This window comes from Actinopolyspora biskrensis (assembly GCF_013408175.1).
GTDB lineage: Bacteria > Actinomycetota > Actinomycetes > Mycobacteriales > Pseudonocardiaceae > Actinopolyspora > Actinopolyspora biskrensis.
Genome location: NZ_JACBYW010000003.1, coordinates 212,855 through 234,074 on the forward strand (window position 1 = coordinate 212,855; position 21,220 = coordinate 234,074).

Below are 21,220 nucleotides of genomic sequence, written 5' to 3' on the forward strand. Positions count from 1 at the left end.
ACACCGGCTGCCCCCTCGAGGAGCCGGCCTCGGTTCCGCACCAGCGGTGACACGGGAGAACAAGGATGGACAACCAGGTGCACCAGCAGAATCAGCCGTTCCACGGGAGCGATCACTCCTCCGGACCACCTCCCGAGCACTCCGCGGGCACCGGCAACAGCTGGTTCGACAACGCGGAGGAGGCGGCACCCGCACGGCCCGGGCAGTCCGACCACTCCGCTCCCGGAGGCCGTCCCGCCGCCGAAGGCAGGCAGGCTGCCGAGGAGCAGACCCCCGAGCAGCGCTACGCCGACGCCCTGGCCGCGCTCAACCACATGATGGCCACCTTCGACTTCAAAGCGCTGTCCTGGGTGACCGAGGTGCTGCGCGCCACGGCGGGCGCCCTGCCGGAAACCGACCCCTCCCGGCCGAGCGTGCTCAACAACCTGGGCAGCGCCGCCCAGCTCGCCCACCTGGCCTCCGGTGACCTGGCCCACCTCGAGGACGCCGTCACCTACTACCGCTCGGCAGCGGACTCCGCGCGCCGTGACGACCCCGACGCGGTGCTCTACCTGTGCAACCTCGCACTGGCGCGCACGGACTGCGCCAACCGCAAGGGATCCGTCGAGCAGGCCGCCGACGCCGTGCAAGCCGCCAGGCGTGCCGCGGAACGACTGGACCGGATCCCCGCCACGGGCGGTGGCGCCGGGGACGGCGGACGGCACCGCACCACGGCGCTGGTGCGCCTGGGCAACGCGCTCAAGTCGCACGCGCGGCTGGCCTCCGACAACGATTCGGACGACGAGTCCGTCGACGTCTTCCGGGCGGCGCTGCGCGAAACGGTCGGAGGCGACGGCGGACAGCGCGGCGGGGACCCGGAGCTGCTGATCAGCCTGGGCACGGCTCTGCTGCGCAGGCACGAGCGGAACGCGGAACCCAGCGATCTCGACGAGGGGATCAAGTACCTGAACAACGGGGTGGAGTCACTTCCGGACGGACCGCACCGGAACTCCATGCTGCTGCGCTTCGCGGAGGCGCTGCGACTGCGCTACCGCCAACGCGGTGACCTGACCGACCTGCAGTCGGCCATCGACGAGCTCTTCGGCATGCTCGACGCCCTGGACCCGGGCAACCCGCTGCTGGGCAAGCTGGTCTGGAACCTCGCTTCGGCCACCGTGGAACACCTGGACAGCAGCGGGGAGCACGGGAACCTCTACCGGGCGCTCCGGGCGATCAGCCCGAAGATGCGCGACCTCGCAGGCGACGACCCGAACCGCGCCGTGGCACTCGCGGGCTACGGGGCGCTCGCCCGCCGCCACTACCTGCACGGCGGCAACACGGCGGCGCTGGACACGGCCGTGGCGGCGGGCGAGGCCGCAGCGGAGGCCGAGGCCCCGGACGCGAAGCAGTGCGCGGTGCTGAACTCGTTGGCTTCCACGCTCATAACCAGGTTCGAACGCGCGAACGAGCAGGAGGACCTCGACCGCGCGACCCGGACGGCACAGCAGGCGCTGAACGCCTCCGAGGCGCGTACCGCTCCGCAGTACACCGCCTACGCCCAGCTGGGGGTGGTCGCGGTCCACAGGCACCGGATCAGCGGGCAGAACGAGGATCTGGAAACGGCCATCGAGATGTTCGACCGGGCGCTGATCGCCATGCCCGATTCGGCTCCGGAGCGGGTCTCGGTTTCCACGCACCTCGGTCGCGCGCTGCAGACGCTCTACCGCCGCACGGGCAGACGGAAACTCTACCGCTGGGCACGCAGGACGTTGACCGAAGCGGCGGGCCTCTCCACCGGGCCCGCCGACCAGCGGCTCAGGGCCGCCAACCTGTGCGGAAGGCTCGCGGCTCACGCGCACCGCTGGTCGGAAGCACTCGAGTCGTTCGCGCTCGCGGTGGAGCTGCTCCCGCTGGTCGCCCAGGGCAAGCGGGCGGTGGCCACCCCCGGCGTGCAGCGCCGCTGGGCCCACGTGACCGCCGACGCGGCGGCGTGCGCGCTGGAGGTCGGGAAACCGGAGCGGGCCGTCGAACTGCTGGAGCACGGTCGTGCGGCGCTGTTCTCCGAGCTGCTCCCCGGAAGCGGGGAGCTCGGCAGGCTGAACCACTCCCACCCGGAGCTGGCCACCGACGCCGTGCGCCTGCGCAGGCTGTTGGACCGGCCGAACGAGGAGCCCATCCTGGGCGGGCCGGACATCGTCGAGGACGTGGAGCGGCGACGCTGGTTGGCCGAGACCTGGGACGACCTCCTGAACGAGATCCACGCCGAACCCGGGCACGAGCAGACCATGGCTCCCCTGCCCTTCTCCAGGCTGGCCGAGGCCACCGACCAGGGCGCGGTCGTGCTGATCAACCTGAGCAAGTACCGCTCGGACGCCATCGTCGTCTTCGGCGGGCGCGCCCTGGTGGTCGGGTTGCCCTCGGCTTCACCCGAGCTGGTGGAAAAGCACGCCGAGACGATACTGGGTGCCGCTCAGCAGGGACAACGCACCGCGGAGAACGAGAACGCCCTTTCCGAGACCCTGGACTGGCTGTGGCGCAACGTCACCCGTCCCGTGCTCGACCGCATGGGCTACACCCGCACACCCGCTCAGGGGGTGCGCTGGCCGCGGCTCTGGTGGAGCCCGCAGGGAGCGGCCGCCTTCCTGCCGCTGCACGCGGCCACCTCGGAGGAGGGGGATTCCACGCTGGACAGGGTCGTCTCCTCCTACACCCCGGGGCTGCGCACCCTGCTGGACACCGAGCAGCGGGAGGAGTACGACAACGGCCCGGGGCTGATCGTGGGCCCGCCCGATCAGCACGCCCCCGAGCACCCGACCAGGATCCCGGCACGCCACTGGCCCTCGGCACCCGTGCTGTCCAGCGGGGAGCACACCGCCGAGGACGTGCTCGCGGCGCTGGAGCAGCACCACTGGCTGCACGTCTGCGAACCCAGCACCCAGAACGCCGCGCAACCCGCGGCGAGTCTGGTGCTGGACCGGGAGGACCGCGAGCGGTCCCTGAGCCTGCTCGATCTGGGACAGCACGACTTCGGCAACGCGCGGTTCGCCTGCCTGGCCCGCTGCCGCACCAGGGAAACCCCTTCGGCCGCCACCTTCACGCTGGCCGACGCGTTCGCCTTCATCGGTTTCGCCCACGTGGTCGGCACCCTCTGGGCCGTTCACCGCGGGGCCTCCGAGGACGTGATCTCGGCCCTGTACGCGGAGATCTCCCAGGACGGGAAGTTCAACGCCACGTGGACCCCCACGGTGCTCAACGCGCTCGTCAGGCGACTGCGTCGCCGCTATCCGGACACCCCGACGCTGTGGGCGGGCTACATTCACACGGGTGGGTGAAACACCACCCGGCCCGGACAACGGGGACACGGAAGCGGAGACGTACGGGAGTCGAGACGTGAACGCTGGAGATCGGCGGGACCGAGCAGCGGGGCTGCTGCTCGGCGCGGCGCTGGGGGATGCACTGGGGGCCCGGTTCGAGGGCATGTCCGCCGTCCGCGCCGAGCGGTTGGACGAGGTCGAGACCTCCGGGGAGGAGCTGCGCTACACCGACGACACGGTGCTGACCCTCGTGCTGGCCGAACACCTCGTCGAGCAGGAGCCCGGAAGCGGAATCCGCAGCCAGGACCTGGCGCTCGGCTTCGCGCGGGCCTGGCGTGCCGAACCGGGGCGGGGCTGGGGCGGCAGCATCGGCAACGTCTTCCGCGCGGTGCTGGCCGGCTCGGAGTGGAGCAGCGCTGCGCGGAGCTCCTTCGGCGGACAGGGGTCCTACGGCAACGGGGCGGCCATGCGCGTCTCCCCCGTGGCACTCGTGGCTCCGACCGCCCCGGAGGCCGCCGCCCTGGGGCAGCGCAGCGGGGAGGTCACCCACGCGCATCCGGACGGTTCGCACGCCGCCGCCGTGCAGGCGTGCGCCGTCCACCTCGCGCTGTCCACGACGCCGGGCACCGCTTTCGACGCGGACCGGTTCCTCGACGGGGTGGCGAGCTGCTGCCCGGACTCACGCTGGATATCCCTGCTGGAGCGGACACGGGCGACCCCGCGCTCCAGCTCCCCCGGCGAGGCGGCCGAACGGCTCGGCAACGACGTGACGGCCCCCGGTTCGGTGCCGCTGGCCCTGTTCGCCTTTCTGCGCCACCCGGACTCACCCCGGGAAGCAGTCCGCTTCGCCATAGCGGCGGGCGGGGACACCGACACCATCGGCAGCATGGCCGGGGCGCTGGCCGGAGCGCGTTGCGGTGCCACGGCACTTCCTCCGGGGCCGCTGCGGCGCCTGGAGGGCGCGGCCCGCCTGCGGGAGCTGGGTTCGCTGCTCGCGAGCGGATGAGACCACGAGCGTCCGCGGGTTCTCCCGCGTCGCTCTCGCGAGGAGGGCCGACGTGACGCAGGTGGCTCCCCGACGCCGGGGGCTCGGCGGAGCGGGGGCCCGCGATGGGTTCCGCCGAGCAACCACCTACGCCAACCGAGTCAGCAGAGCTCCACTACCGGACGAACTGCGACATGTTGGAGATCTTCCACTCCCCGTCGCGCTTTTCGGCCTGCACCGTCAACTGGGCGGGGTACACACCGCCGTCGTCGCTCTTGGTGCTCGTGGCGTCCTGGTTCACGAACAGCAGGACCTCGGCACGGTCTCCCTCGAGGAGGGTCACTCCCGACCTGGTGACGGTGCTCGTGAGCACCATCTTCTGCTCGGGCGCCTGCTCGCGCACCGTTTCGAACATCTTGTCGTACTGATCCACGGCCTTCCCCACCAGCAAGTTCTCGGCCGCCTTATCGGTTTTGCCCACATTGGAGTAGTCGTAGGAGAACAGTTTTTCCACCGCGCTGCCGACCTGCCCCTTGACCTCACTGGTGGTGGCCTCGTCGACGAGGGCCGCGTTCGCGGAGGGGCCTTCGTGCCGCAGCGCGTGGGCGGCGGCGTGGAACCAGTACGCGAGCCCGCCGAAACCGAGGGCGAGCACCAGCAGCACCGCCGTCAGCGCGACCGGTTTGTCGCCGGGGGCGAATCCGGATCGGATCCTCGCCCCCGCCCCCCTCCGCGCGCGCCCTTTCCGGCTGCCGGGGAGTTCGTCGGTGGGAGAATCGGCGGTCTCCCGCTGCTCGGCCGTACCGGAGTCCTGCCCCTCCGCGGATTCGTCCCGGGACTCGCCGGTCCCGTCCCGTGGTTCGGGGTCCTGCCCGGAGATCCCGGAAGCGGTGCTCGCCCCCTCCGCAGTGTCGTCTCCCGGAGCGTCCTCCGGAGCGGCGTCGTCCTCCGGAGCTGGGCCGGCCGCGGTCGCGGCCTCCCCCGAGTTCTCCACGGCGGTCGCCGCGGACCCGACCTCATCCACCGCCCCGGTTTCCGGGACCGTCCCTCCGGGCTCCTCCCCACCGGTCGCGCTCGTGTCCTGCCGGACGCTCTCCTCGATGGTTGTGCCGTCCTCCCGGGGGGACGCGTCCTCCGCGACGGTGTTCGTGCGGTTTCTCGTTCCGGCGACGCGCGGCTTGCGCGCCGGGGAACCGCTCTGGCGGCGACGTGGAGTACTGCGGGAAACGCTCACGGCGATCTCCTTATGACCCGACCGGCTACGCAAAGTTCTGCTGTGAGTTCTAGATCGAGGTGGGGGTCATCCTGCTCATCTTCCACCCCTGCCCGGTTCTGGTGAGCTCCGCGCGAACCCGCCAGCGGCTGGTGGACGGCTTTCCGTCCGCGGGTTCCTTGGTGATCTTGTAGCTCGCGATCATCCGCGCCTTGCCCTCGCGGGTGTTCAGCTCGGTCAACGCCGACTCCAGCACCTCGGCCCGCATGGCCACCTTGTTCTCGGTTATTCGCTCGATCCGCTGGTCACGGCTGCCCTCGAGCACGTCACGCAGCGGCCCGGTGGTGCCGTTGAGGGCCTGGTCCATGTCCTGCTGCGCCTGCCGGTGGTCGATCGAGTTGTAGTTGATCACCGCCTGTCTGCCCGCGCTCAGCACCCGATCGCGGGTGGCGGCCAGCTCGACGGAGGAGTCGTTCGCCGCGAGCGCCCAGGAAACACCGAATCCTCCGGCCGCGAGCACGCTCACGGCCAGCAGGACGGACGCCGCCAGCATCGGCCACCTCCGCCCGGAGAGGTTCCGCGTCGAACCTGCCGTGTTCATGACGATTCCCTTCACCCCGACAACTCGAACAGAAAATCTCAATCGCCCCGGCCGTCCGGAGCGTTCCGGCCTCCGCGCACCGCCGTCGGACTGTCCTCGGGTACCTCGCAGCGCGCGTCGCTGTTCAACGGAACCGGAGTCAGCTCGTTGCCCGCTCTTCGCTCGGTTCCCTCGTAGACGCAGGGCATCGGGTCGAATGCGTTGAGCACCAGGCCGAAGTGCGCCGAACCGTCCCCCGGAGCCACGGTGAACCCTCCCGCGGACACGGCCGGATAGGTCACGAACATCTGCTCCAGCCCGGCCGCGTTGTCCTCCAGGGCCCGGGCCGTCGGTATCCCGTTGGCCATGAGCGAGGAGAGCTTCGGGCCGGTCCGCCGCAGCACACCGCTGACCTCCTCGGCAGCCGGGGTGCCGCGGTTCAGGATCGCTCGGATGTCGCCGTCGGACTTCTCGAGCTGCTCGGAGACCAGCCGGAGGTCCTCGCTGAACGACCGGACGGCCGAGGCCTGATCGTTCTGGGTGCCGAGCACGGTGGTGGTGTCCGCGAGCAGCTTCTTGGTCTGGGGCAGGTGCGCTTCGGCCTCCGCGGTGAACTCGTCGGCGGTGTCCAGCACCCGCTGGAGCTCGTCCCCGTTCCCCTCGAAGGCGGTGCCCAACTCGTCCACCACCGTGCGCAGCGAGTCCTCGGGCACGGACTCGACGAGGGAGTCCACGTTGTGCAGCAGGTCCTCGACGGGCAGCGGGGTGGTGGTGTCCTGTTCCCGGACGACCGAGCCATCGTGCAGGTACGGCCCGTCGGAGCTCCTCGGGCGCAGGTCCACGTACTGCTCGCCGACGACCGAGCGGTTGGCCACGACGGCCCGCACGTCGGTGGGGATCCGCGGTGCGGACGGTTCGATGTCCAGGGGGACCTCGACTCCGTCCCGGGTCAGTTCGAGCTCGCCGACCCTGCCCACCTGAACTCCCCGGTAGGTCACCTCGGCGTTGGGGAAGATCCCGCCCGAGCTGGCGAGCTGAACCGTGACCACGTACCCCCTGGGGCCGAACAGCCGGTCCAGTCCCGCGTATCTGGCTCCGGCGTAGCTGACCCCCACCAGTGCCACGGCGAGGAAGGCCGCGATCTGCACGCGTACTTTGCGGGTGAGCATCAGTCACCTCCGAACAGGAAGCCGAAAAAGCCTCCGCCGTCGGACGACCCGTCGTCGGACGAGGGGTCCCGTTCCGGCTGCTTGGTGGTCCCGCCGCCGGAGCTGTCCCCGGATCCGTCCGGTTCGACGGGGTCGGGCCGGTTCCCCCCGGAAAGCGGCAGGGGCAGGTCGGGCAGCTGCGAGCTCTCGGACTCGTTCGGCAGGTCGACCAGGGGCTGCCTGCTGCGGCCCAGGTTCTCGGTCACCCGGCTCAGGTTCAGGTCGACGTCGATGTGCAGGTTGGTGTAGTCGCCCTTGATACCTTCGACCGCCGCGTCCGTGAACGGGTAGGTGAACAGGATCTCCAGCGATTTCGGCAGGTCCGAACCGGCCGCCGCGAGGTTGCGCAGCACGGGTTGCAGGTTCCGGAGGTTGTGCAGGATGTCCTGCCTGGTGCTGTCGATCACGTCGGTGGCCACGCCGGAGAGCTCGTCCAGCGACTCCAGCATCGTCACCAGCTGGTCCCGCTGGTCGTTCAGCACTTTCAGCCCGGGTTCCAGGTCGTTCAGCGCCGTGTCGATGTTTCCGCGCTGTTCGCGGAGCGTGGCGCTGAGCCGGTTGACGCTGTCCAGGGCCGCCGTGATCTCGTCCTTGCTCCCGTCGAGCTCGGACACCAGGCGGTCCGTTCTGGACAACAGGTCGCGCACCTCGCCCTCCCTGCCGTCCAGCGCCTTGTTGAGCTCCTCGGCTATGTTCTGCACCTTCCCGATCGCACCGCCGTTGAGCAGCATGGAAAGCGCCCCCAGCACCTCCTCGACCTCGGGGCCGCGTCCCGTGCGTTCCAGCGGAATCAGGTCGCCCTCGCCCAGCTGCTTCCGGGCGGCCTCCGATTCCGGGGGCTTGTACAGCTCCACGTACTTCTCGCCGAGCAGGCTGGACTGCTCGATCTTGGCCAGGGCGTCGCGCGGCAGCTCCACCTCGTCGTTGACCACCATGGTCACTTCCGCCTGCCAGGACTCGTCGGTGAGCTCGACGTTCGAGACCCGGCCCACGGGCACGTCGTTGACCCGCACGCCCGCGTTCGGGACGAGGTCGGTCACGTCGTCGAACCGCGCCTTGATCGTGTAGGGCCTCTCGCCCACGTCCGCCCCGCCGGGCAGCGGAAGGCTGTGCACGCCTTTGAAACCGCCCAGCCCGCACCCCGCGGTGAGCAGCAGCGTGCCGAACAGCGCCAGCAGCACCCCCGGAAGCCGGCGGCGCGAAGCCGAGCCTCCGCGGTCGTGGCTCGCCCGTGCGATTCCATCGGTTTCCGACATCAGCCCTGTCCTCCCGATCCGGAGCCGTCCGAGTCGCCGAAGACCCTGTCGCTGCTGGTTCTCAGCGGCAGCGGAAGATCGGGCCGCTGGCCGCGCTGCAGCTTGGAGATCGTCTCCGCCGGGTTGGGCAACTTCCCTCCACCGTCCAGGAAGTTCTGCGCGGACTCGCAACCGGAACGCAGCCCCTCGGGCACGTTGGCCAGCTCCGAAGCGTCGTTCCCGCTCTCGGGGCGAACCTGCTTGAGGAGTTTGCACAGCAGCACCAGCGGCGGTTGCCGCAGCTCGTTGAGATTCGCCCTGGTGTCCAGGGTTCCCGAGGCCGCGTTGTACGAGTTCTGCAGGTTGCCCAGGGCCAGCGGCGCTTTGGTCAGGGTTTCGCGCAGCGCCTTGTTCTGCCGGGAGACCACCTTGGCTATCGAGTCGAGCTGTTCGACGTTGCTGTGCAGCTTGTCCTTGTTGGTGCGCACGAAGGACTTCACCTTGTTCAGCGCGAGAGCCAACTCGGACAGCGCGGTGTCGAGGTCGTCCCGCTGGGAGGCGAGCAGCTCGTTGATCTCGCGCATCTGGCTGTTGAAGCGACGCACCTCGCCGTCGTTGTCGGCCAGGTTCGAGGTGACCTTCTGCAGTTTGTCCACAGTGGCGAAAAGGTCCTCGCTGCTGCCGGAGAGCGTGCTGCCGGCCTCGCCCAGATCGCGCAGCGTGCGCGAGATCAGCTCGCCGTTGCCCTCGAGGTTCTCCGCTCCGGTGTCGAGCATCTCGCTCAGCTCGCCGTCGGAGTTGGCTCCCTTCGGACCGAGCGCTTCGGACAGCTCGTTGAGACTGTTGTAGACCTCGTCGATCTCCACCGGGGTCACGGTCCGCTCGTTCGGGATGGTCGCCCCGTCCTTAAGCGTCGGCCCGTTCTCGTAGACCGGGGTCAGCTGCACGAAACGTCCGCTGACCACGCTGGGCGAGACCACGGCGGCTCCCGCGTTCGCCGGGATCTTCAGCTCGCGCCGGACGCTCATCTCCACCCGGACGCGTTCCGGCTGCGGCGTGACCGTGTCGACGCTGCCGACCCGCACTCCGAGGACCCGGACCTCACCGCCCTCGTACAGTCCGACCGCGTCGTCGAAGTAGGCGACGACACGGCGCTGGTCCACTCCGAAGAACACCCACCAAACGGCGACGCTGACCAGCAGGACGAACACGCTGCCCAGCGCGAGGCCACGGGTGAACGGAGGTTTGCCCAATCGGCTCATGGCAGACATCCCTCCTGGTTGACCGGGCCGACCGCGGGTGGAAGCAACCCGCAGAGATAGACGTCGAACCAGCGCCCGTTCCCGAGCACGTTGGAGAACAACCTGGTGAACGGGGCCATCCGCTCGATGCTCTTGCCCAGGTTCTCCTGGTTGTTCCGCAACAGCTTGGTGACCTGGTCCAGCTGTTCCAGCGCGGGCCGGAGCTGTTCCGCGTTGTCCTCGACCAGTCCGGTCAACTGCCTGGACAGTTCCGTCACCCCGTCGAGCAGGGACCTGATCGCGTCCCTGCGCTGTCTCAGCTCCTGCAACAACCGGTTGCTGTCCTGCAGCAGCTTCTCGATCTCGGTGTTGCGCTCGGCCAGCGTTCCCGCGACCCTGTTGGTCTTGCCGAGCAGCTCCTTCAGCTGCTTGTCGCGTTCGGAGATGGTGTTGGACAGCCTGGACAGGCCCTGCAGCGTGCCGCGCATCTCCTCCTTGGTCCCGGAGAAGGTCTCCGACAGCGTCCGGAAGCTTTCGGCCAGCTGCTCGGTGTCGACCTCACCGACCGTGTCGGACAGCTGCTCGAAGGTCTCGATCACGTCGTAGGGCGACATGGTGCGCTGCACCGGGATCGGTTTCGAGTGGTTCTGCTCCTGCTCGCCGCGCGTGTCCAGGGCGAGGTACTTCTTGCCGAGCAACGTGCCGACCTTGATCGCCGCGTGCGTCCGGTCGCCCACCCAGGCGTCCTCGACGTCGAAGGTGACCTTCACGTGCCCGTTCTCCAGTTCGACCCCGGTGACCGAACCGACCTGGACACCGGCTATCCGCACGGTGTCGCCCTCGGCCAGACCACCCGCCTCGCTGAAGTTGGCCGTGTAGGTGGTTCCCGACACGAACGGCAGGCTCTTGTAGTTCATCGCGAGCAGGATCCCGAGGGTCAGCACCAGCAACCCGGCCACGCCGATCTTGAGTGGATCCCGCTTCTGAAAGGACTTCATGGGCGACACCTCGGCTGGGTAACCGGCATCAAGGGCAGCGGGATCTCGGCCTCACCGACACCGACCTTCCCGGAGACCCCGCACACGTAGAAGTTGAACCAGGAGCCGTAGCTGGCCGTCTTGCTGATCGTTTCGAGCTTGCCCGGCATGTTCTGCAGGAACTCGCGCACGTCGGCCTTGTTCCGGTTGAGGTTCGCGGACACCTCGCGCAGCCCGGCGATGTCCTGCTTCAACGGCTCGCGGGCGTCCTCGGTGAACCCCGCCGTGGTGTGGGTCAGCTCGTCCATGGCCGTGATGGCGCCGCCCACGGAGTCCCGGTCGGCGGACAGCCCGGACACCAGTTCCTGCAGCTGGGCCACCAGCCCGGACAGTTCGCCCCGGCGTTCGTCGACGGTGCTCAGCACGCTGTTGAGGTTGGAGACCACCTCGCCGATCACCTTGTCCTTCTCGGCGATGGTCTTGGTCAGCGAAGCGGTGTGCGACAGCAGGCTCTCCACCGTTCCGGACTCGCCCTGCAGCACCTGCACGATCTCGTAGGAGAGCTTGTTGACCTCCTCCGGGGAAAGTGCCCGGAAGAGGGGCTGGAAACCACCGAGCAGGGCGTTGAGATCGAGGGGAGGGCTGGTCCGTTCCAGCGGGATGGTCGCTCCGCGTTCCAGCCGGTCGTCGACGGCTCCGGTGCCCTGCTCCAGCGCCACGTAGCGTTCGCCGATGAGGTTGCGCCACTTGACCGCGGCCTCGGTCGAGCTGGGCAACCGCCGTTCGGAAACGGTGAACTCGACCTCGGCCGTGCCGTGGTCGACCAGGTCGATGTTTTCCACCTGACCGACCCGAACCCCCGATATGCGGACGTCGTCACCTTCCTTCAGCCCCGTGACGTCGGTGAACAGCGCGGAGTACGGCTCCGAGCTCCGCAGGTTCTGGTTGGCGATGGTCAGTACCAGCACCCCGGTCGCCAGCACGGTGACGAGCACGAAGACCGTGAACTTGACCAGGGGGCCCGTGACCGAGCGGCCGTTCATCGGTAGCTCACCTCAGCTCCACGCAGCAGCGGGCCGACCAGCAGGGAACTCCAGTCCGGCACTTCCTCCGGGGGGACGCCCATGCTCGGTGCGAGCACGGTGGAGATGAACTTCTGCTCGGCTTCGGAGTTCGCCAGTTCACCGGTCCTCCCCGCGGACTGCGGGGAGGTGCCCGCGGGCGCCTCGCCGGAGGCCTCCTCGTCCGTCGGCAAGTAGTCCTCCCCGCCGGAAGGCGGGTTGACTCCTCCGTTGGAGGTCCGTGCCGGCGGCGGCTTGTACGAACCGTCCTTGACCGGCCCGTCCGGCGGGTACTGCGGGAAGGGGCTCGGCGCGTTCTCGAAGTTGTAGCACCGGGGTCCGCGCTCGTCCCGGTAGGTCGGCTCGTCCCTTCCCGGCACGTACTTCCCGCGGTCGGCGGTCACCTCCAGGGTGATGTGCAGTCCCGGCTCGTCCGTTCCCTTGCCGAAGGCACGGTCGATCCTGGGGACGAACTCGGCCATGTCGCGCAGGAAGCACCGGTACTCCGGGGCGTACTTGGCCAGCACGTCCGTGGTGGGCCGCGCCGCCGAGTTCAGCGTGATCAGGTTCTTCCGGTTTCTGTCCAGGAAACCGCGCAGGTCGTCGGAGGTGCGCGTGGTCTGCTCGGTGAGCTCTGCGAGGGCCTCGCGCTGCTCGACCAGGGTTTTCGAGGTGGTGGTCAGGTTGTTCAGCGCGTTGAGCACGTCGGGCGCTGCCTCGTCGTAGGTCTCGGCGACCCCGACCAGTTCGCGCAGGTTGCGTTTGAGGTCGGGGATGGCCGGGTTGAACCCCTCCAGGTAGCCGTTGAGCCGGGAGAGGGTTTCGCCCAGGTCGTCGCCGCGCCCCTCGAGAGCGGTGCTCAGCGCGTTGAGCGTGGACGACAGCTCCGAGGGCTTCACCGCGCGCAGCACCTCCAGCGTGTCGGAGAGCACGTTCTGCAGCTCGACGGAGGCCCCGGTGCGGTCCTGGCTGATCACGTCCCCTTCGGACAGGTGCGTTCCGGCCGGGTCCTCCGGCAGTCGCAGGGAGACGTAGCGCGAGCCGAACAGCGACTTCGGCAGCAGCAGCGCGCTCACGTTGGACGGGATCTTGTCGACCTTGTCCGGGTCGAGAGCCAGCCGCAGCAGCGCCCCGTCGCCGTTCGCGCTGACCCGGCGCACCTCGCCGACGAGCATGCCCCGCACCTTCACGTCCGAGCGCGGGCGCAGCTGGTTGCCAGCGGAGGCCGCACGCAACTCGACCTCGACCACCGGTTTGAAGGCCTTCTGGTAGATGGCCACGGTCAGGCTGACGAACAGCACCATGCACATCAGCAGCGCCAGGCCCATGAAGCGCCGCTTGACCGTGCTCGCCTTCCCGCGCGCGCTCATCCGGCGATCCGCACTGTCGTCGAGGAGCCCCAGATCGCCAGGCTCAGCAGCAGGTCGAGAACCGCCGTGGACACGATCGCCGTGCGCACGGCACGGCCGACGGCGATACCGACACCGGCCGGTCCGCCGCTGGCCCGGTAGCCGAAGTAGCAGTGCGTCATGATCACCACCACGCTGAATACGAGCACTTTTCCGAAGGACCACAGCACGTCCCCCGGGGGCAGGAACAGGTTGAAGTACTTGTCGTAGGTGCCGGGTGGTTGCCCGTAGACGAAGATCGTGACCGCTCTGGAGGCCAGGTAGGAGCTGAGCAGCCCGAGCACGTACAGCGGGATGACGGCCACGAAACCGGCCACTACCCTGGTGCTGACCAGGTAGGGCAGGCTGGGGATCCCCATGACCTCCAGCGCGTCGATCTCGTCGGAGATCCGCATCGCGCCCAGCTGGGCGGTGAAACCGGAGCCGACCGTGGCCGACAGCGCGAGCCCGGCCACCAGAGGGGCGATCTCGCGGGTGTTGAAGTACGCGGACACGAAGCCGGAGAAGGCCGCCGTACCGAGCTGGTTGAGCGCGGCGTAGCCCTGCAGACCGACCACCACACCGGTGAACATGGTCAGCCCGATCATCACGCCGACCGTTCCGCCGATGACCGCGAGGGCACCGCTGCCGAAGCTCACCTCGGCGAGCAGCCGCAGCACCTCCCTGAAGTACCTCAGGACCGCTTTGGGGATCCAGACCAGCGTCCGGAGGTAGAAGGACATCTGGTCGCCCAGGTCGTCCAGGGTCCGCAGTGGACGACCGGCGATCCTGCGCACCCGTCGGGAAATCGTGGCCATCCCCTCACAACCTCTGTGCCGGGAAGATCTGCAGGTACAGCAGCGTGATGATGAAGTTCACCGCGAACAGCAGCAGGAAGGTGACCACCACCGACTGGTTCACGGCCTCGCCCACGCCCTTCGGCCCCGGCGGCGGGTTGAGACCGCGGTGGGCGGCGACGACCCCGGCGATGAACCCGAAGATCAACGCCTTGAACTCGCCGATCCACACGTCGGAAAGCCGCGCCAGGGCGCCGAAGCTGGCCATGTAGGCCCCCGGGGTCCCGCCCTGCAGGATCACGTTGAAGAAGTAGCCGCCGAGCACTCCGACGACGCTGACCATGCCGTTGAGCAGCACCGCGACCAGCATCGCCGAGAGAACTCTCGGCACGACGAGACGCTGCACCGGGGACACGCCGAGCACTTCCATCGCGTCGATCTCGTCGCGGATCTTGCGTGACCCGAGGTCGGCGCAGATCGCCGAACCACCCGCGCCGGAGATGAGCAGCGCGGTGACGATGGGACTGGCCTGCTGGATGATCGCCAGCACGCTGGCCGCGCCGGTGAAGGACTGGGCCCCGAGCTGTTCGGTCAACGAGCCCAGCTGCAACGCGATGACCGCGCCGAAGGGGATGGCCACCAGGGCGGTGGGCATGATCGTGACCCCGGCGATGAACCAGCACTGCTGGATGAACTCGCGGAACTGGAAGGGGCGCTTCGGCAGCAGGCGGATCACGTCGAGTCCGAGGGCGAACAGCCTGCCGGTCTCCCGCAGCGCGCCCGCTCCCGGAAAGTTCGTTCGGGTGGGTGCGCTCACCGCTCACCCCGCTTACGGGAGAACCAGCGCCGCTTGCGGCCTCCCACGGTCTCCGGCTCGGAGTTCTCCGGGGCCGCGCGGGGGTGCGGGGTCGGACGGGGGCGCTCCGGTGCGGCTGAGGGCAGCTGGTCGTCGGCCGCCGCACCCTCCGGAGGCGTGTCCGCTGTGGACTGTTCCGGCAGCGTCGCGATCCGGTCCGTCGGCAGGGCGTCGGTCGGCAGGGTTCCGGAGACGGTTTCCGTTCCGCTCCCGCCCGGGGCGGCGGAGGCACTCGGTTCGGCCAGCCCGTAGCGCTCCCGCTCCCGCGGGGTGAGGCTGTTGACGACGGCCTGCCTCGCCCCGGGGTCCAGCGTGTCCAGGTTGGCCATCACCCTGTCCTGGCGGCGCCACACGGCGGCCCGCTCCGGGACTCCCGGGGAGATCCCCAGCTGCGGAATGATCTCGGGGACTCCCCTGTCCTCGCCGAGCTCGGCCAGCTCGGCAGCGGTCTGGCCGGAGTCCTTCTCCTCGCTCATGCCGATGGGGCCGGCTCGCCGGCCGTTGAGGAACTGCTCCACGGCGGGTTCGGTGGAGGTCAGCAACATCTCCCGCGGGCCGAACATGGCCAGGTGCCGCCGGTAGAGCATACCGATGTTGTCCGGGACCGTCCGCGCGGTGTTGATGTCGTGGGTGACGATCAGGAACGTCGCGTCGGTCTGGGCGTTGAGGTCGACGATCAGCTGGTTGAGGTAGGCGGTGCGCACCGGGTCGAGTCCGGAGTCCGGTTCGTCGAACAGGATGATCTCGGGGTCGAGCACCAGCGCGCGGGCCAGGCCGGCGCGCTTCTTCATACCGCCGGAGATCTCACCGGGCAGCTTGGTCTCGGAACCGACCAGGCCGACCATCTCCATCTTTTCCTGCACGATGCGCCGGACCTCGGTCTCGCCCTTGCTCGTGTGCTCGCGCAGCGGGAAGGCGATGTTGTCGTAGAGGTTCATCGAGCCGAACAGCGCGCCGTCCTGGAACAGCACGCCGAACAGTTTGCGCACCTCGTAGAGCTTGCTCTCCGAGCAGTCGCAGACGTCCACCCCGTTGATCAGGACTTTGCCGTGTTCCGGGGAGAGCAGGCCGACGAGCGCCTTCAGGAACACCGATTTCCCGGTCCCGGAGGGGCCGAGCAGCACACTGATCTCGCCGGTGGGCAGTGTCAGCGTGACGTCGGACCAGATGTTCTGCGACCCGAAGGACTTGGACAGCCCCTCGACGGCCACTTCGACACCCATCCACACCTCCACGTCGCTCATCGGCGCCCGCACCGGGGCATCGCTCGGATGTTGGGCTCAGAGCCGGGGTTCCGGACCCCAGGCCTGGTCTTGTGACACGTTTAACGGCAGTAGAACGCGTCACACCCCCAACGAGACCGGAGTGACGAGGGTTACTCCCAAGTTTCGAAGTACTTTCGCGGGTGATCCAGTTTTGCCTAAAACTGGGAGTTGTCCACAGCTACCGGAGAGACGATGAACGACTCACGCCGCCCGCTCCGGACACAGCCGGCCGCCCCTCTCGGAGCGGGGCTCGCTGTGGCACCGCTCCGCGGCTGTGTGTCCACATTCGACGATTCGGTCAGCTGGGCGGCCGAACCCGCTCTGGTGATGGCGTTCGGAACGGCCTGCGGACTGGTCCTGCTCGGCCCCCGGAAGAGGCTCGCGACCCGCCGGGACTGATGAAGCACCGATGAACCGCACGAGCGGCAGGTCAGGACAACGCCCGGCGCTTCCGCCGCAGGCCGCTCCGGCTCACCGCCGCTCTCCCGCCGGAGATCCCCGAGCAGCGTGAAGGCGCCGAAGCTGACGACCACGCATCCACTGCGCCTGCCCGAGAGGACCGAACATCACCACGTAGAGCACCGCGTTCCGGAGAACTGCCCGTCGCCACCACAGCAGGTACAGGTTCAACAGCAGCGCGCACACGGCCAGCGCCCACAGGGCCGGCTGCGTTCCGCTTCTCCGCGGTTCCCGGATCGAACGGACCTCCGATCGTCTCGTCTCGCGCGCCGAACGCCGCGCGAGAGAACGCTCCTGTCGGCGGGAATTCTCCGACCGGCTCGCCTCGTTGCGCCGCGGGGCCCTCGGACGGTTGACGTAGTGACAAAACCCATCGCCACCGGACCGAACGAGCGGATAGCATACCCTGGGCATCGGCACAACGGCACGGAGGGAAATACGCTGCTCACGCACGTTCCAGCACGGCGTCCCACTCGGCGAGGCACACCGATGGCGGCCACGCACGGTGTCTCCTCGGACACGTCCCGCGGCACGGAGTCGTCGAAACATTGAGCGATATCCACCAGAACGACGTGGCCGTGGGACTGCACCTGGTCGTCACGACGAGAACGATGGCCGATGCCTCCAGAGAGTTCGGCCCACTGCTGTCGAAACTCGAACCGAAGCGCTGCGCGTTGCATCGCTCCTCCGAACACGGGCATCACGAGTTCGACCTGCTGACCGGCACGACGGGGTCGGTGACGCGGCGAACGCTGCGCGACATGGAGACCTGGAGCGACCGCGTGCTCACCAGCCTCGGTCTGGCCTCGGACTACCACATTCTTTTCGACCCGGACGAAGGCTGGACCGTCGAGGACTGCTCGAAAAGCCCGGAGGAAGCGGCGTTGATCCACCCCTCGTGCATCCACTACCACCTGCGCGCCACCATCGGCTTCGATCCGTGGGATGTCGATAGCCGATGACCGCCCATCACGAGGAACCGGAGTTCCACGGCCGCCCCTCGCCGGAAGAGGACTCGCCCGTAACGGTGACGATCCTGATCCTCACGCTCGCCGGTGAGGACTTCGGCGCGGCGATGGACGAGTGTCGAACGCTGCTCGAAAGGCTCGCACCCACCGACTTCGAGATCGAGGCCTCCGAGGAGACGCGCGGGCGGGGTTTCCGGGTGCGGCTCGTCCGGTACGACGGCTACGACCCGAACGTCGAGGAGGGCCACGACGCCTGTCTGCGGACCGCGTCCGCGCGGCTGGCCGACCTCGGGGTCACGGCCGAGGGGCCGACACCGGCCGCTTCCCCGGACGGGGCCGTCCGCGTGGAGGCACCGCTGGCCGGGCACGAGGACGTGCTGCCCGCCTCCACCGAGGAGCACGAGCTCGCGGTGCACGAGCGTGACTGGCGGCAGGGCCCCGAGGAGCTCGAATTCGAGGAGGCGGTCTTCGAGGAGGAGTTCGAGTACTCGGCCGAGGAGCTCGACGAGATCACGGCGCGGCACACCAGGCCCTCCCGGGGCGTGCGGGAGGACTGCAGGATGCTGCTCCGGGTCGAGACAAGCGGATGCGACGGCACCCGCGCGCACGAGCACGCGAACAAGCTCGCGACCCTGCTGAGCAAGCTCTGGTGGAGCGAGGTCGGCACCGTGAAGGTCGACAAGCCTGCGCTGCTCGACGACGGGACGGTGCGGGTCGACGTCGAGATCTGGCGGACCCACCACACCCCGGACTCCGCCACGTTCCAGCTGATGGAGCTGATCCACGGAGGAACCTGGACCAGGCCCGTCCGCATGGACGAGGAGGACTCCCCCCGGGTCACCGCCACCTGGTACAGCGCCGACCCCGCGGCGGACGGCCCCGCCAGGATCGAGCTCTGGTGCCAGGCCACCGTGGCGCGGTGAGCCTCCTGCCACTCACCCGCTGATCACCCACCGAGCTTCCAGGGGACTCCGTGCGTTTCGCAGCAGAACACATCGTCACCAGAGCGTGCTTCGACGCGGACGCGGACGATCCGATCGACTGTCCGGCGACCGTGCTGAAGCCCGCCGAGTGGCTGGGGGCCACGGCACTGACCGTCGAACCCAACACCGGTGAGGACGTCAAGCACGACTACCGCGCCTCGACAACGGTGGCCACCACGCACGAGCGGGGCACGACGATCGCGGAACTCCTGCACGCGGAGGGGATGCCCGTGCTGGAGATGTTCGAGGTCGCCGCGAAGCGATACCTGGTCGAGGAGACCGACGAGGGCCGCACGGAGGCCGAGCTGATCGGCCCGGACGAGCCCTTCGAGCCGCTGCGCGGACTCAAGCTGCTGAGCCTGCGCGGTAGGGACGACGCGGTGGCCGCCGACTACGCCCCGGCCGAGACCTCCGGCTGATCCCGGGAACTCACAGGTCCGGGAGCGGGTCCGGAGGCTGCCCCTCGCCCCGGGACGGTTCGGCGGCGGCGTTGATCACCGCCACGTAGTCGTCGTCCACGTGGTAGTGCACCCCGTAGAAGGTGAACCACGGGGTGGTGTTGGTGTCCACCGGCCCGAGCCGGGCCCCGCGCGGGTTCCGGGACAGCACTCTCCTCGGGCGGTCCCGCCGCAACGCGGTCGTGGAAAGCACCACCGTCGCCCGGTCGGACACCACGAAAACGACGTCGGGCAGGAAACTGCCGACGAGCTCGGCCGGGAAGACGTAGCGGATCTCCTCGCCCGGATCCAGGAGGTCACGAACACGTTCCCGGAACCTCGCGGAGATCGGCATGCGGGCATGCTGGGCAGCTCATGCCGGTGGGAGCCACACGCTATCCGTGAAAAGCACGAAGCGAACAGCTTTCGCCGCATGGGAGCACCGAACCGCGGCAGCGACGCGACCGGACCTCCCGTGCGGGAGCACCGACGGGGAACCGGCTGACAGCACCGGAGCGTCCGCCGGCAACGAGGTCCTCCCCGGCGCCCCGCTACCCGCTGCCCGGCCGGTCCGGGGGGCCGGGATGCGCGGCGCGGGCCGCTTCGACGATCCCCTCCAGCTCCCTGGAGTGCGCCCCGCGCCAGTAGACCCTCCCGCACGAGCGGCAGCGGGCGAACACGTCGTAGCACCCGCGGGTCCCGGGCTCCAGGCGTGCCGAAACCTCCCCCTTGCTCACCGCCTCCAACGATCCGTTGCAGGACACGCACCTGCTCCACGGGCGCAGTGGAGGGGCGAACCGGTTCAGCACCTCGCGGAGCTGGTCGTCGGGCCGGGAGGAGCGGACGAACGCCCCCTCCGGGAGTTTCCTGCGGCGCAGCAGCCCCCGGTCCCTGCTGAGCAGCACGCGCCGCTGCCGCGCGGCCTGTTCGACCAGCTCGTCGTCGGTGGCGTCGTTGCGGTAGGCGGTGTCCAGGCCGAGCAGGCGGAGCCTGCGCGTCAGGGTGCCGAGGTGAACATCCAGCACGAAGCGTCTCCGCACGTGTTCGGGCCAGTCGAGCGGCCGCACCTCGAGCAGACTGCCGTCGGTCGGCCTGGTCTCGGGGGTGGCGGCAGCGCCGTCGAGGAACAAACCGCCCACCTCGGTCAGCGGCACCCCCAGCGACTGGACCACGTGCCCGACCGAGGCCGTCCCGTCGTGGGGCACCCGCAGCCGCTCCCGCCTGTTCCGCGGGGCCGCGAACAGCCGCAGCTCGGCAGCGAGCCGGACGAACACGGCGCCGGGAACCGCTCCTCCCGCGTTCCGCTCCGGCACCGACATCACGACCGCGGTGGTCTCCCCGGCGATCTCCCCCACCGCTCTCCTGGGACACGCGCGCGAGGGTCCCCGGCGAAGCCCACGCCGGGGACCCTCGCGGCGTTGCCCGTCCGCGCCACGCTCAACGACTCATCGCGGCCCAGTCGCTGGCCCGCTGCCGCGGCGGCTGCGGCGATGGGCGGGGCTGAACCAGCTCCGCGCGCTCGGTGCGCTGCTCGAACACCGGCCTGCTCCCGTAGGTGAACCGCGCGGCCAGGCCCAGTGCTTCCAGGGGGCGGTCCACCGCTCGCACACCGGTGACCAGCGAGAGACGCTTCCCGGAGAGGTGCGCGCGCAGGTCCAGCTGCGCCAGCATCTTGATCGCCTCGACTCCGAGAAACGTCACGCCGGTCAGGTCCAGCACGATCACGGGGGCCGAGGAGTCCACCCGCTGCTGAACGATTTCCGTGAACCGGGGGACGGTGATCATGTCCAGGTCACCGAACACGCTGATCACGATCACACCGCGCCGCGGTCGCTCCGTGCTCAACCGAAACGCGACGTTGTCGTTGCTCTCTTCGACAGCTCGCACGTGGTCCGCGACGTAGTCGCTTCCCCGAACCGATGTTTCAGTCATATGATCCACCTTTTGGTTTCACCAAGGTGGCGCAGAGCCGACGTCTCGCTCTTGATCGGATAATCGCGCCACGACGCGTCACATTCGGCGAATGCGACCTTTCGGGGTCCCTTTTTCCGTGTAACCCGACGTCACCGACGACTGTAGCCAGCCCGCACAACGCGCGCCAAGAGAAACAGGTCACAGAGGAAAAAAGCTCAGCCCACACGCACACACACAGCGTCACCGGTGGCCACGGCCTTGATCAACAGCAGGCGCACCCCGAAGGCGATCAATTTCGGCACCACTACGATACGTGCTCCCCGACTTTTTCTCTCAGAATTATTTCAGGAAACGCTCAGC

20 protein-coding genes are annotated in these 21,220 nt (G+C 69.0%); 6 read left to right on the top strand and 14 right to left on the bottom strand.

Annotated elements, in window-relative coordinates; all coding sequences use genetic code 11:
- The first annotated feature begins 65 nt into the window (after nt 1-65).
- Both FHR84_RS09325 and FHR84_RS09330 read left to right on the top strand, forming a co-directional pair.
- Complete coding sequence (locus FHR84_RS09325) at nt 66-3,311, top strand: CHAT domain-containing protein (protein WP_179535081.1); 3,246 nt, start codon at nt 66-68, stop codon at nt 3,309-3,311.
- Nucleotides 3,312-3,369: 58 nt separating this feature from the next.
- A complete protein-coding gene (locus FHR84_RS09330; RefSeq protein ID WP_179535082.1) occupies nt 3,370-4,299 on the top strand; it encodes an ADP-ribosylglycohydrolase family protein in 930 nt (309 codons plus the stop codon).
- A 154-nt stretch (nt 4,300-4,453) separates the two neighbouring features.
- Here FHR84_RS09330 and FHR84_RS09335 read toward each other — a convergent pair whose 3' ends face one another.
- The 11 genes from FHR84_RS09335 to FHR84_RS09385 are packed head-to-tail and all read right to left on the bottom strand — an operon-like array spanning nt 4,454 to nt 16,057.
- Complete coding sequence (locus FHR84_RS09335) at nt 4,454-5,512, bottom strand: ICP22 family protein (RefSeq protein WP_179535083.1); 1,059 nt, start codon at nt 5,510-5,512, stop codon at nt 4,454-4,456.
- 49 nt (nt 5,513-5,561) lie between these two features.
- Nucleotides 5,562-6,092 (bottom strand): hypothetical protein, encoded by a 531-nt coding sequence (locus tag FHR84_RS09340; RefSeq protein WP_218862607.1) that lies wholly within the window; start codon nt 6,090-6,092, stop codon nt 5,562-5,564.
- A 38-nt stretch (nt 6,093-6,130) separates the two neighbouring features.
- Nucleotides 6,131-7,240 carry an MlaD family protein gene (locus FHR84_RS09345; protein WP_179535085.1) on the bottom strand — a complete coding sequence of 370 codons (1,110 nt, stop codon included), beginning with the start codon at nt 7,238-7,240 and terminating at the stop codon, nt 6,131-6,133.
- Nucleotides 7,240-8,535, bottom strand: coding sequence for an MCE family protein (locus tag FHR84_RS09350; protein ID WP_179535086.1), 1,296 nt, complete (start codon nt 8,533-8,535; stop codon nt 7,240-7,242). The genes FHR84_RS09345 and FHR84_RS09350 overlap by 1 nt, the downstream gene beginning before the upstream one ends.
- Complete coding sequence (locus FHR84_RS09355) at nt 8,535-9,776, bottom strand: MCE family protein (RefSeq protein WP_179535087.1); 1,242 nt, start codon at nt 9,774-9,776, stop codon at nt 8,535-8,537. The genes FHR84_RS09350 and FHR84_RS09355 overlap by 1 nt, the downstream gene beginning before the upstream one ends.
- Entirely contained in the window at nt 9,773-10,753 is a 981-nt protein-coding gene (locus FHR84_RS09360; protein ID WP_179535088.1) for an MCE family protein, read from the bottom strand. Before FHR84_RS09360 ends, FHR84_RS09355 begins: the two co-directional genes overlap by 4 nt.
- Complete coding sequence (locus tag FHR84_RS09365) at nt 10,750-11,775, bottom strand: MCE family protein (protein ID WP_179535089.1); 1,026 nt, start codon at nt 11,773-11,775, stop codon at nt 10,750-10,752. Before FHR84_RS09365 ends, FHR84_RS09360 begins: the two co-directional genes overlap by 4 nt.
- Nucleotides 11,772-13,163 (bottom strand): MCE family protein, encoded by a 1,392-nt coding sequence (locus FHR84_RS09370; RefSeq protein ID WP_179535090.1) that lies wholly within the window; start codon nt 13,161-13,163, stop codon nt 11,772-11,774. The genes FHR84_RS09365 and FHR84_RS09370 overlap by 4 nt, the downstream gene beginning before the upstream one ends.
- Nucleotides 13,160-13,999, bottom strand: a complete 840-nt coding sequence (locus tag FHR84_RS09375; RefSeq protein ID WP_179535091.1) for an MlaE family ABC transporter permease — start codon at nt 13,997-13,999, stop codon at nt 13,160-13,162. Before FHR84_RS09375 ends, FHR84_RS09370 begins: the two co-directional genes overlap by 4 nt.
- 4 nt (nt 14,000-14,003) lie before the next feature.
- Nucleotides 14,004-14,795, bottom strand: coding sequence for an ABC transporter permease (locus tag FHR84_RS09380; RefSeq protein ID WP_179535092.1), 792 nt, complete (start codon nt 14,793-14,795; stop codon nt 14,004-14,006).
- Nucleotides 14,792-16,057: an ATP-binding cassette domain-containing protein gene (locus FHR84_RS09385; protein WP_179535393.1), complete on the bottom strand. Its 1,266-nt coding sequence runs from the start codon at nt 16,055-16,057 to the stop codon at nt 14,792-14,794. The genes FHR84_RS09380 and FHR84_RS09385 overlap by 4 nt, the downstream gene beginning before the upstream one ends.
- Before the next feature lie 318 nt (nt 16,058-16,375).
- Here FHR84_RS09385 and FHR84_RS22850 point away from each other — a divergent pair, with 318 nt between their 5' ends.
- From FHR84_RS22850 to FHR84_RS09400, 4 genes are all read left to right on the top strand, one after another.
- The gene (locus tag FHR84_RS22850; RefSeq protein ID WP_281361284.1) at nt 16,376-16,498 is read left to right on the top strand and encodes a hypothetical protein; all 123 of its coding nucleotides are present in this window, start codon (nt 16,376-16,378) and stop codon (nt 16,496-16,498) included.
- A gap of 608 nt (nt 16,499-17,106) precedes the next feature.
- Nucleotides 17,107-17,520, top strand: coding sequence for a hypothetical protein (locus FHR84_RS09390; protein ID WP_179535093.1), 414 nt, complete (start codon nt 17,107-17,109; stop codon nt 17,518-17,520).
- Nucleotides 17,517-18,449, top strand: a complete 933-nt coding sequence (locus FHR84_RS09395; RefSeq protein ID WP_179535094.1) for a hypothetical protein — start codon at nt 17,517-17,519, stop codon at nt 18,447-18,449. Before FHR84_RS09390 ends, FHR84_RS09395 begins: the two co-directional genes overlap by 4 nt.
- A 50-nt stretch (nt 18,450-18,499) precedes the next feature.
- The gene (locus tag FHR84_RS09400) at nt 18,500-18,928 is read left to right on the top strand and encodes a hypothetical protein (RefSeq protein WP_179535095.1); all 429 of its coding nucleotides are present in this window, start codon (nt 18,500-18,502) and stop codon (nt 18,926-18,928) included.
- A 10-nt stretch (nt 18,929-18,938) separates the two neighbouring features.
- On the opposite strand, the gene FHR84_RS09405 is transcribed toward FHR84_RS09400, so the two are convergent.
- The 3 genes from FHR84_RS09405 to FHR84_RS09415 form a co-directional block, all read right to left on the bottom strand.
- Nucleotides 18,939-19,301, bottom strand: a complete 363-nt coding sequence (locus FHR84_RS09405; RefSeq protein WP_179535096.1) for a hypothetical protein — start codon at nt 19,299-19,301, stop codon at nt 18,939-18,941.
- A gap of 196 nt (nt 19,302-19,497) precedes the next feature.
- Nucleotides 19,498-20,265, bottom strand: coding sequence for a Mut7-C RNAse domain-containing protein (locus FHR84_RS09410; protein WP_179535394.1), 768 nt, complete (start codon nt 20,263-20,265; stop codon nt 19,498-19,500).
- Between the two features lie 118 nt (nt 20,266-20,383).
- Nucleotides 20,384-20,878, bottom strand: coding sequence for an STAS domain-containing protein (locus tag FHR84_RS09415; RefSeq protein WP_179535097.1), 495 nt, complete (start codon nt 20,876-20,878; stop codon nt 20,384-20,386).
- Nucleotides 20,879-21,220 lie beyond the last annotated feature (342 nt).

Coding starts and splice junctions, on each gene's coding strand:
- FHR84_RS09325 (WP_179535081.1), top strand. CDS start 66: ATGGACAACCAGGTGCACCAGCAGAATCAGCCGTTCCACGGGAGCGAT.
- FHR84_RS09340 (WP_218862607.1), bottom strand. CDS start 6,092: ATGAACACGGCAGGTTCGACGCGGAACCTCTCCGGGCGGAGGTGGCCG.
- FHR84_RS09345 (WP_179535085.1), bottom strand. CDS start 7,240: ATGCTCACCCGCAAAGTACGCGTGCAGATCGCGGCCTTCCTCGCCGTG.
- FHR84_RS09350 (WP_179535086.1), bottom strand. CDS start 8,535: ATGTCGGAAACCGATGGAATCGCACGGGCGAGCCACGACCGCGGAGGC.
- FHR84_RS09355 (WP_179535087.1), bottom strand. CDS start 9,776: ATGAGCCGATTGGGCAAACCTCCGTTCACCCGTGGCCTCGCGCTGGGC.
- FHR84_RS09360 (WP_179535088.1), bottom strand. CDS start 10,753: ATGAAGTCCTTTCAGAAGCGGGATCCACTCAAGATCGGCGTGGCCGGG.
- FHR84_RS09365 (WP_179535089.1), bottom strand. CDS start 11,775: ATGAACGGCCGCTCGGTCACGGGCCCCCTGGTCAAGTTCACGGTCTTC.
- FHR84_RS09370 (WP_179535090.1), bottom strand. CDS start 13,163: ATGAGCGCGCGCGGGAAGGCGAGCACGGTCAAGCGGCGCTTCATGGGC.
- FHR84_RS09375 (WP_179535091.1), bottom strand. CDS start 13,999: ATGGCCACGATTTCCCGACGGGTGCGCAGGATCGCCGGTCGTCCACTG.
- FHR84_RS09385 (WP_179535393.1), bottom strand. CDS start 16,057: ATGGGTGTCGAAGTGGCCGTCGAGGGGCTGTCCAAGTCCTTCGGGTCG.
- FHR84_RS09395 (WP_179535094.1), top strand. CDS start 17,517: ATGACCGCCCATCACGAGGAACCGGAGTTCCACGGCCGCCCCTCGCCG.
- FHR84_RS09405 (WP_179535096.1), bottom strand. CDS start 19,301: ATGCCGATCTCCGCGAGGTTCCGGGAACGTGTTCGTGACCTCCTGGAT.
- FHR84_RS09410 (WP_179535394.1), bottom strand. CDS start 20,265: ATGTCGGTGCCGGAGCGGAACGCGGGAGGAGCGGTTCCCGGCGCCGTG.
- FHR84_RS09415 (WP_179535097.1), bottom strand. CDS start 20,878: ATGACTGAAACATCGGTTCGGGGAAGCGACTACGTCGCGGACCACGTG.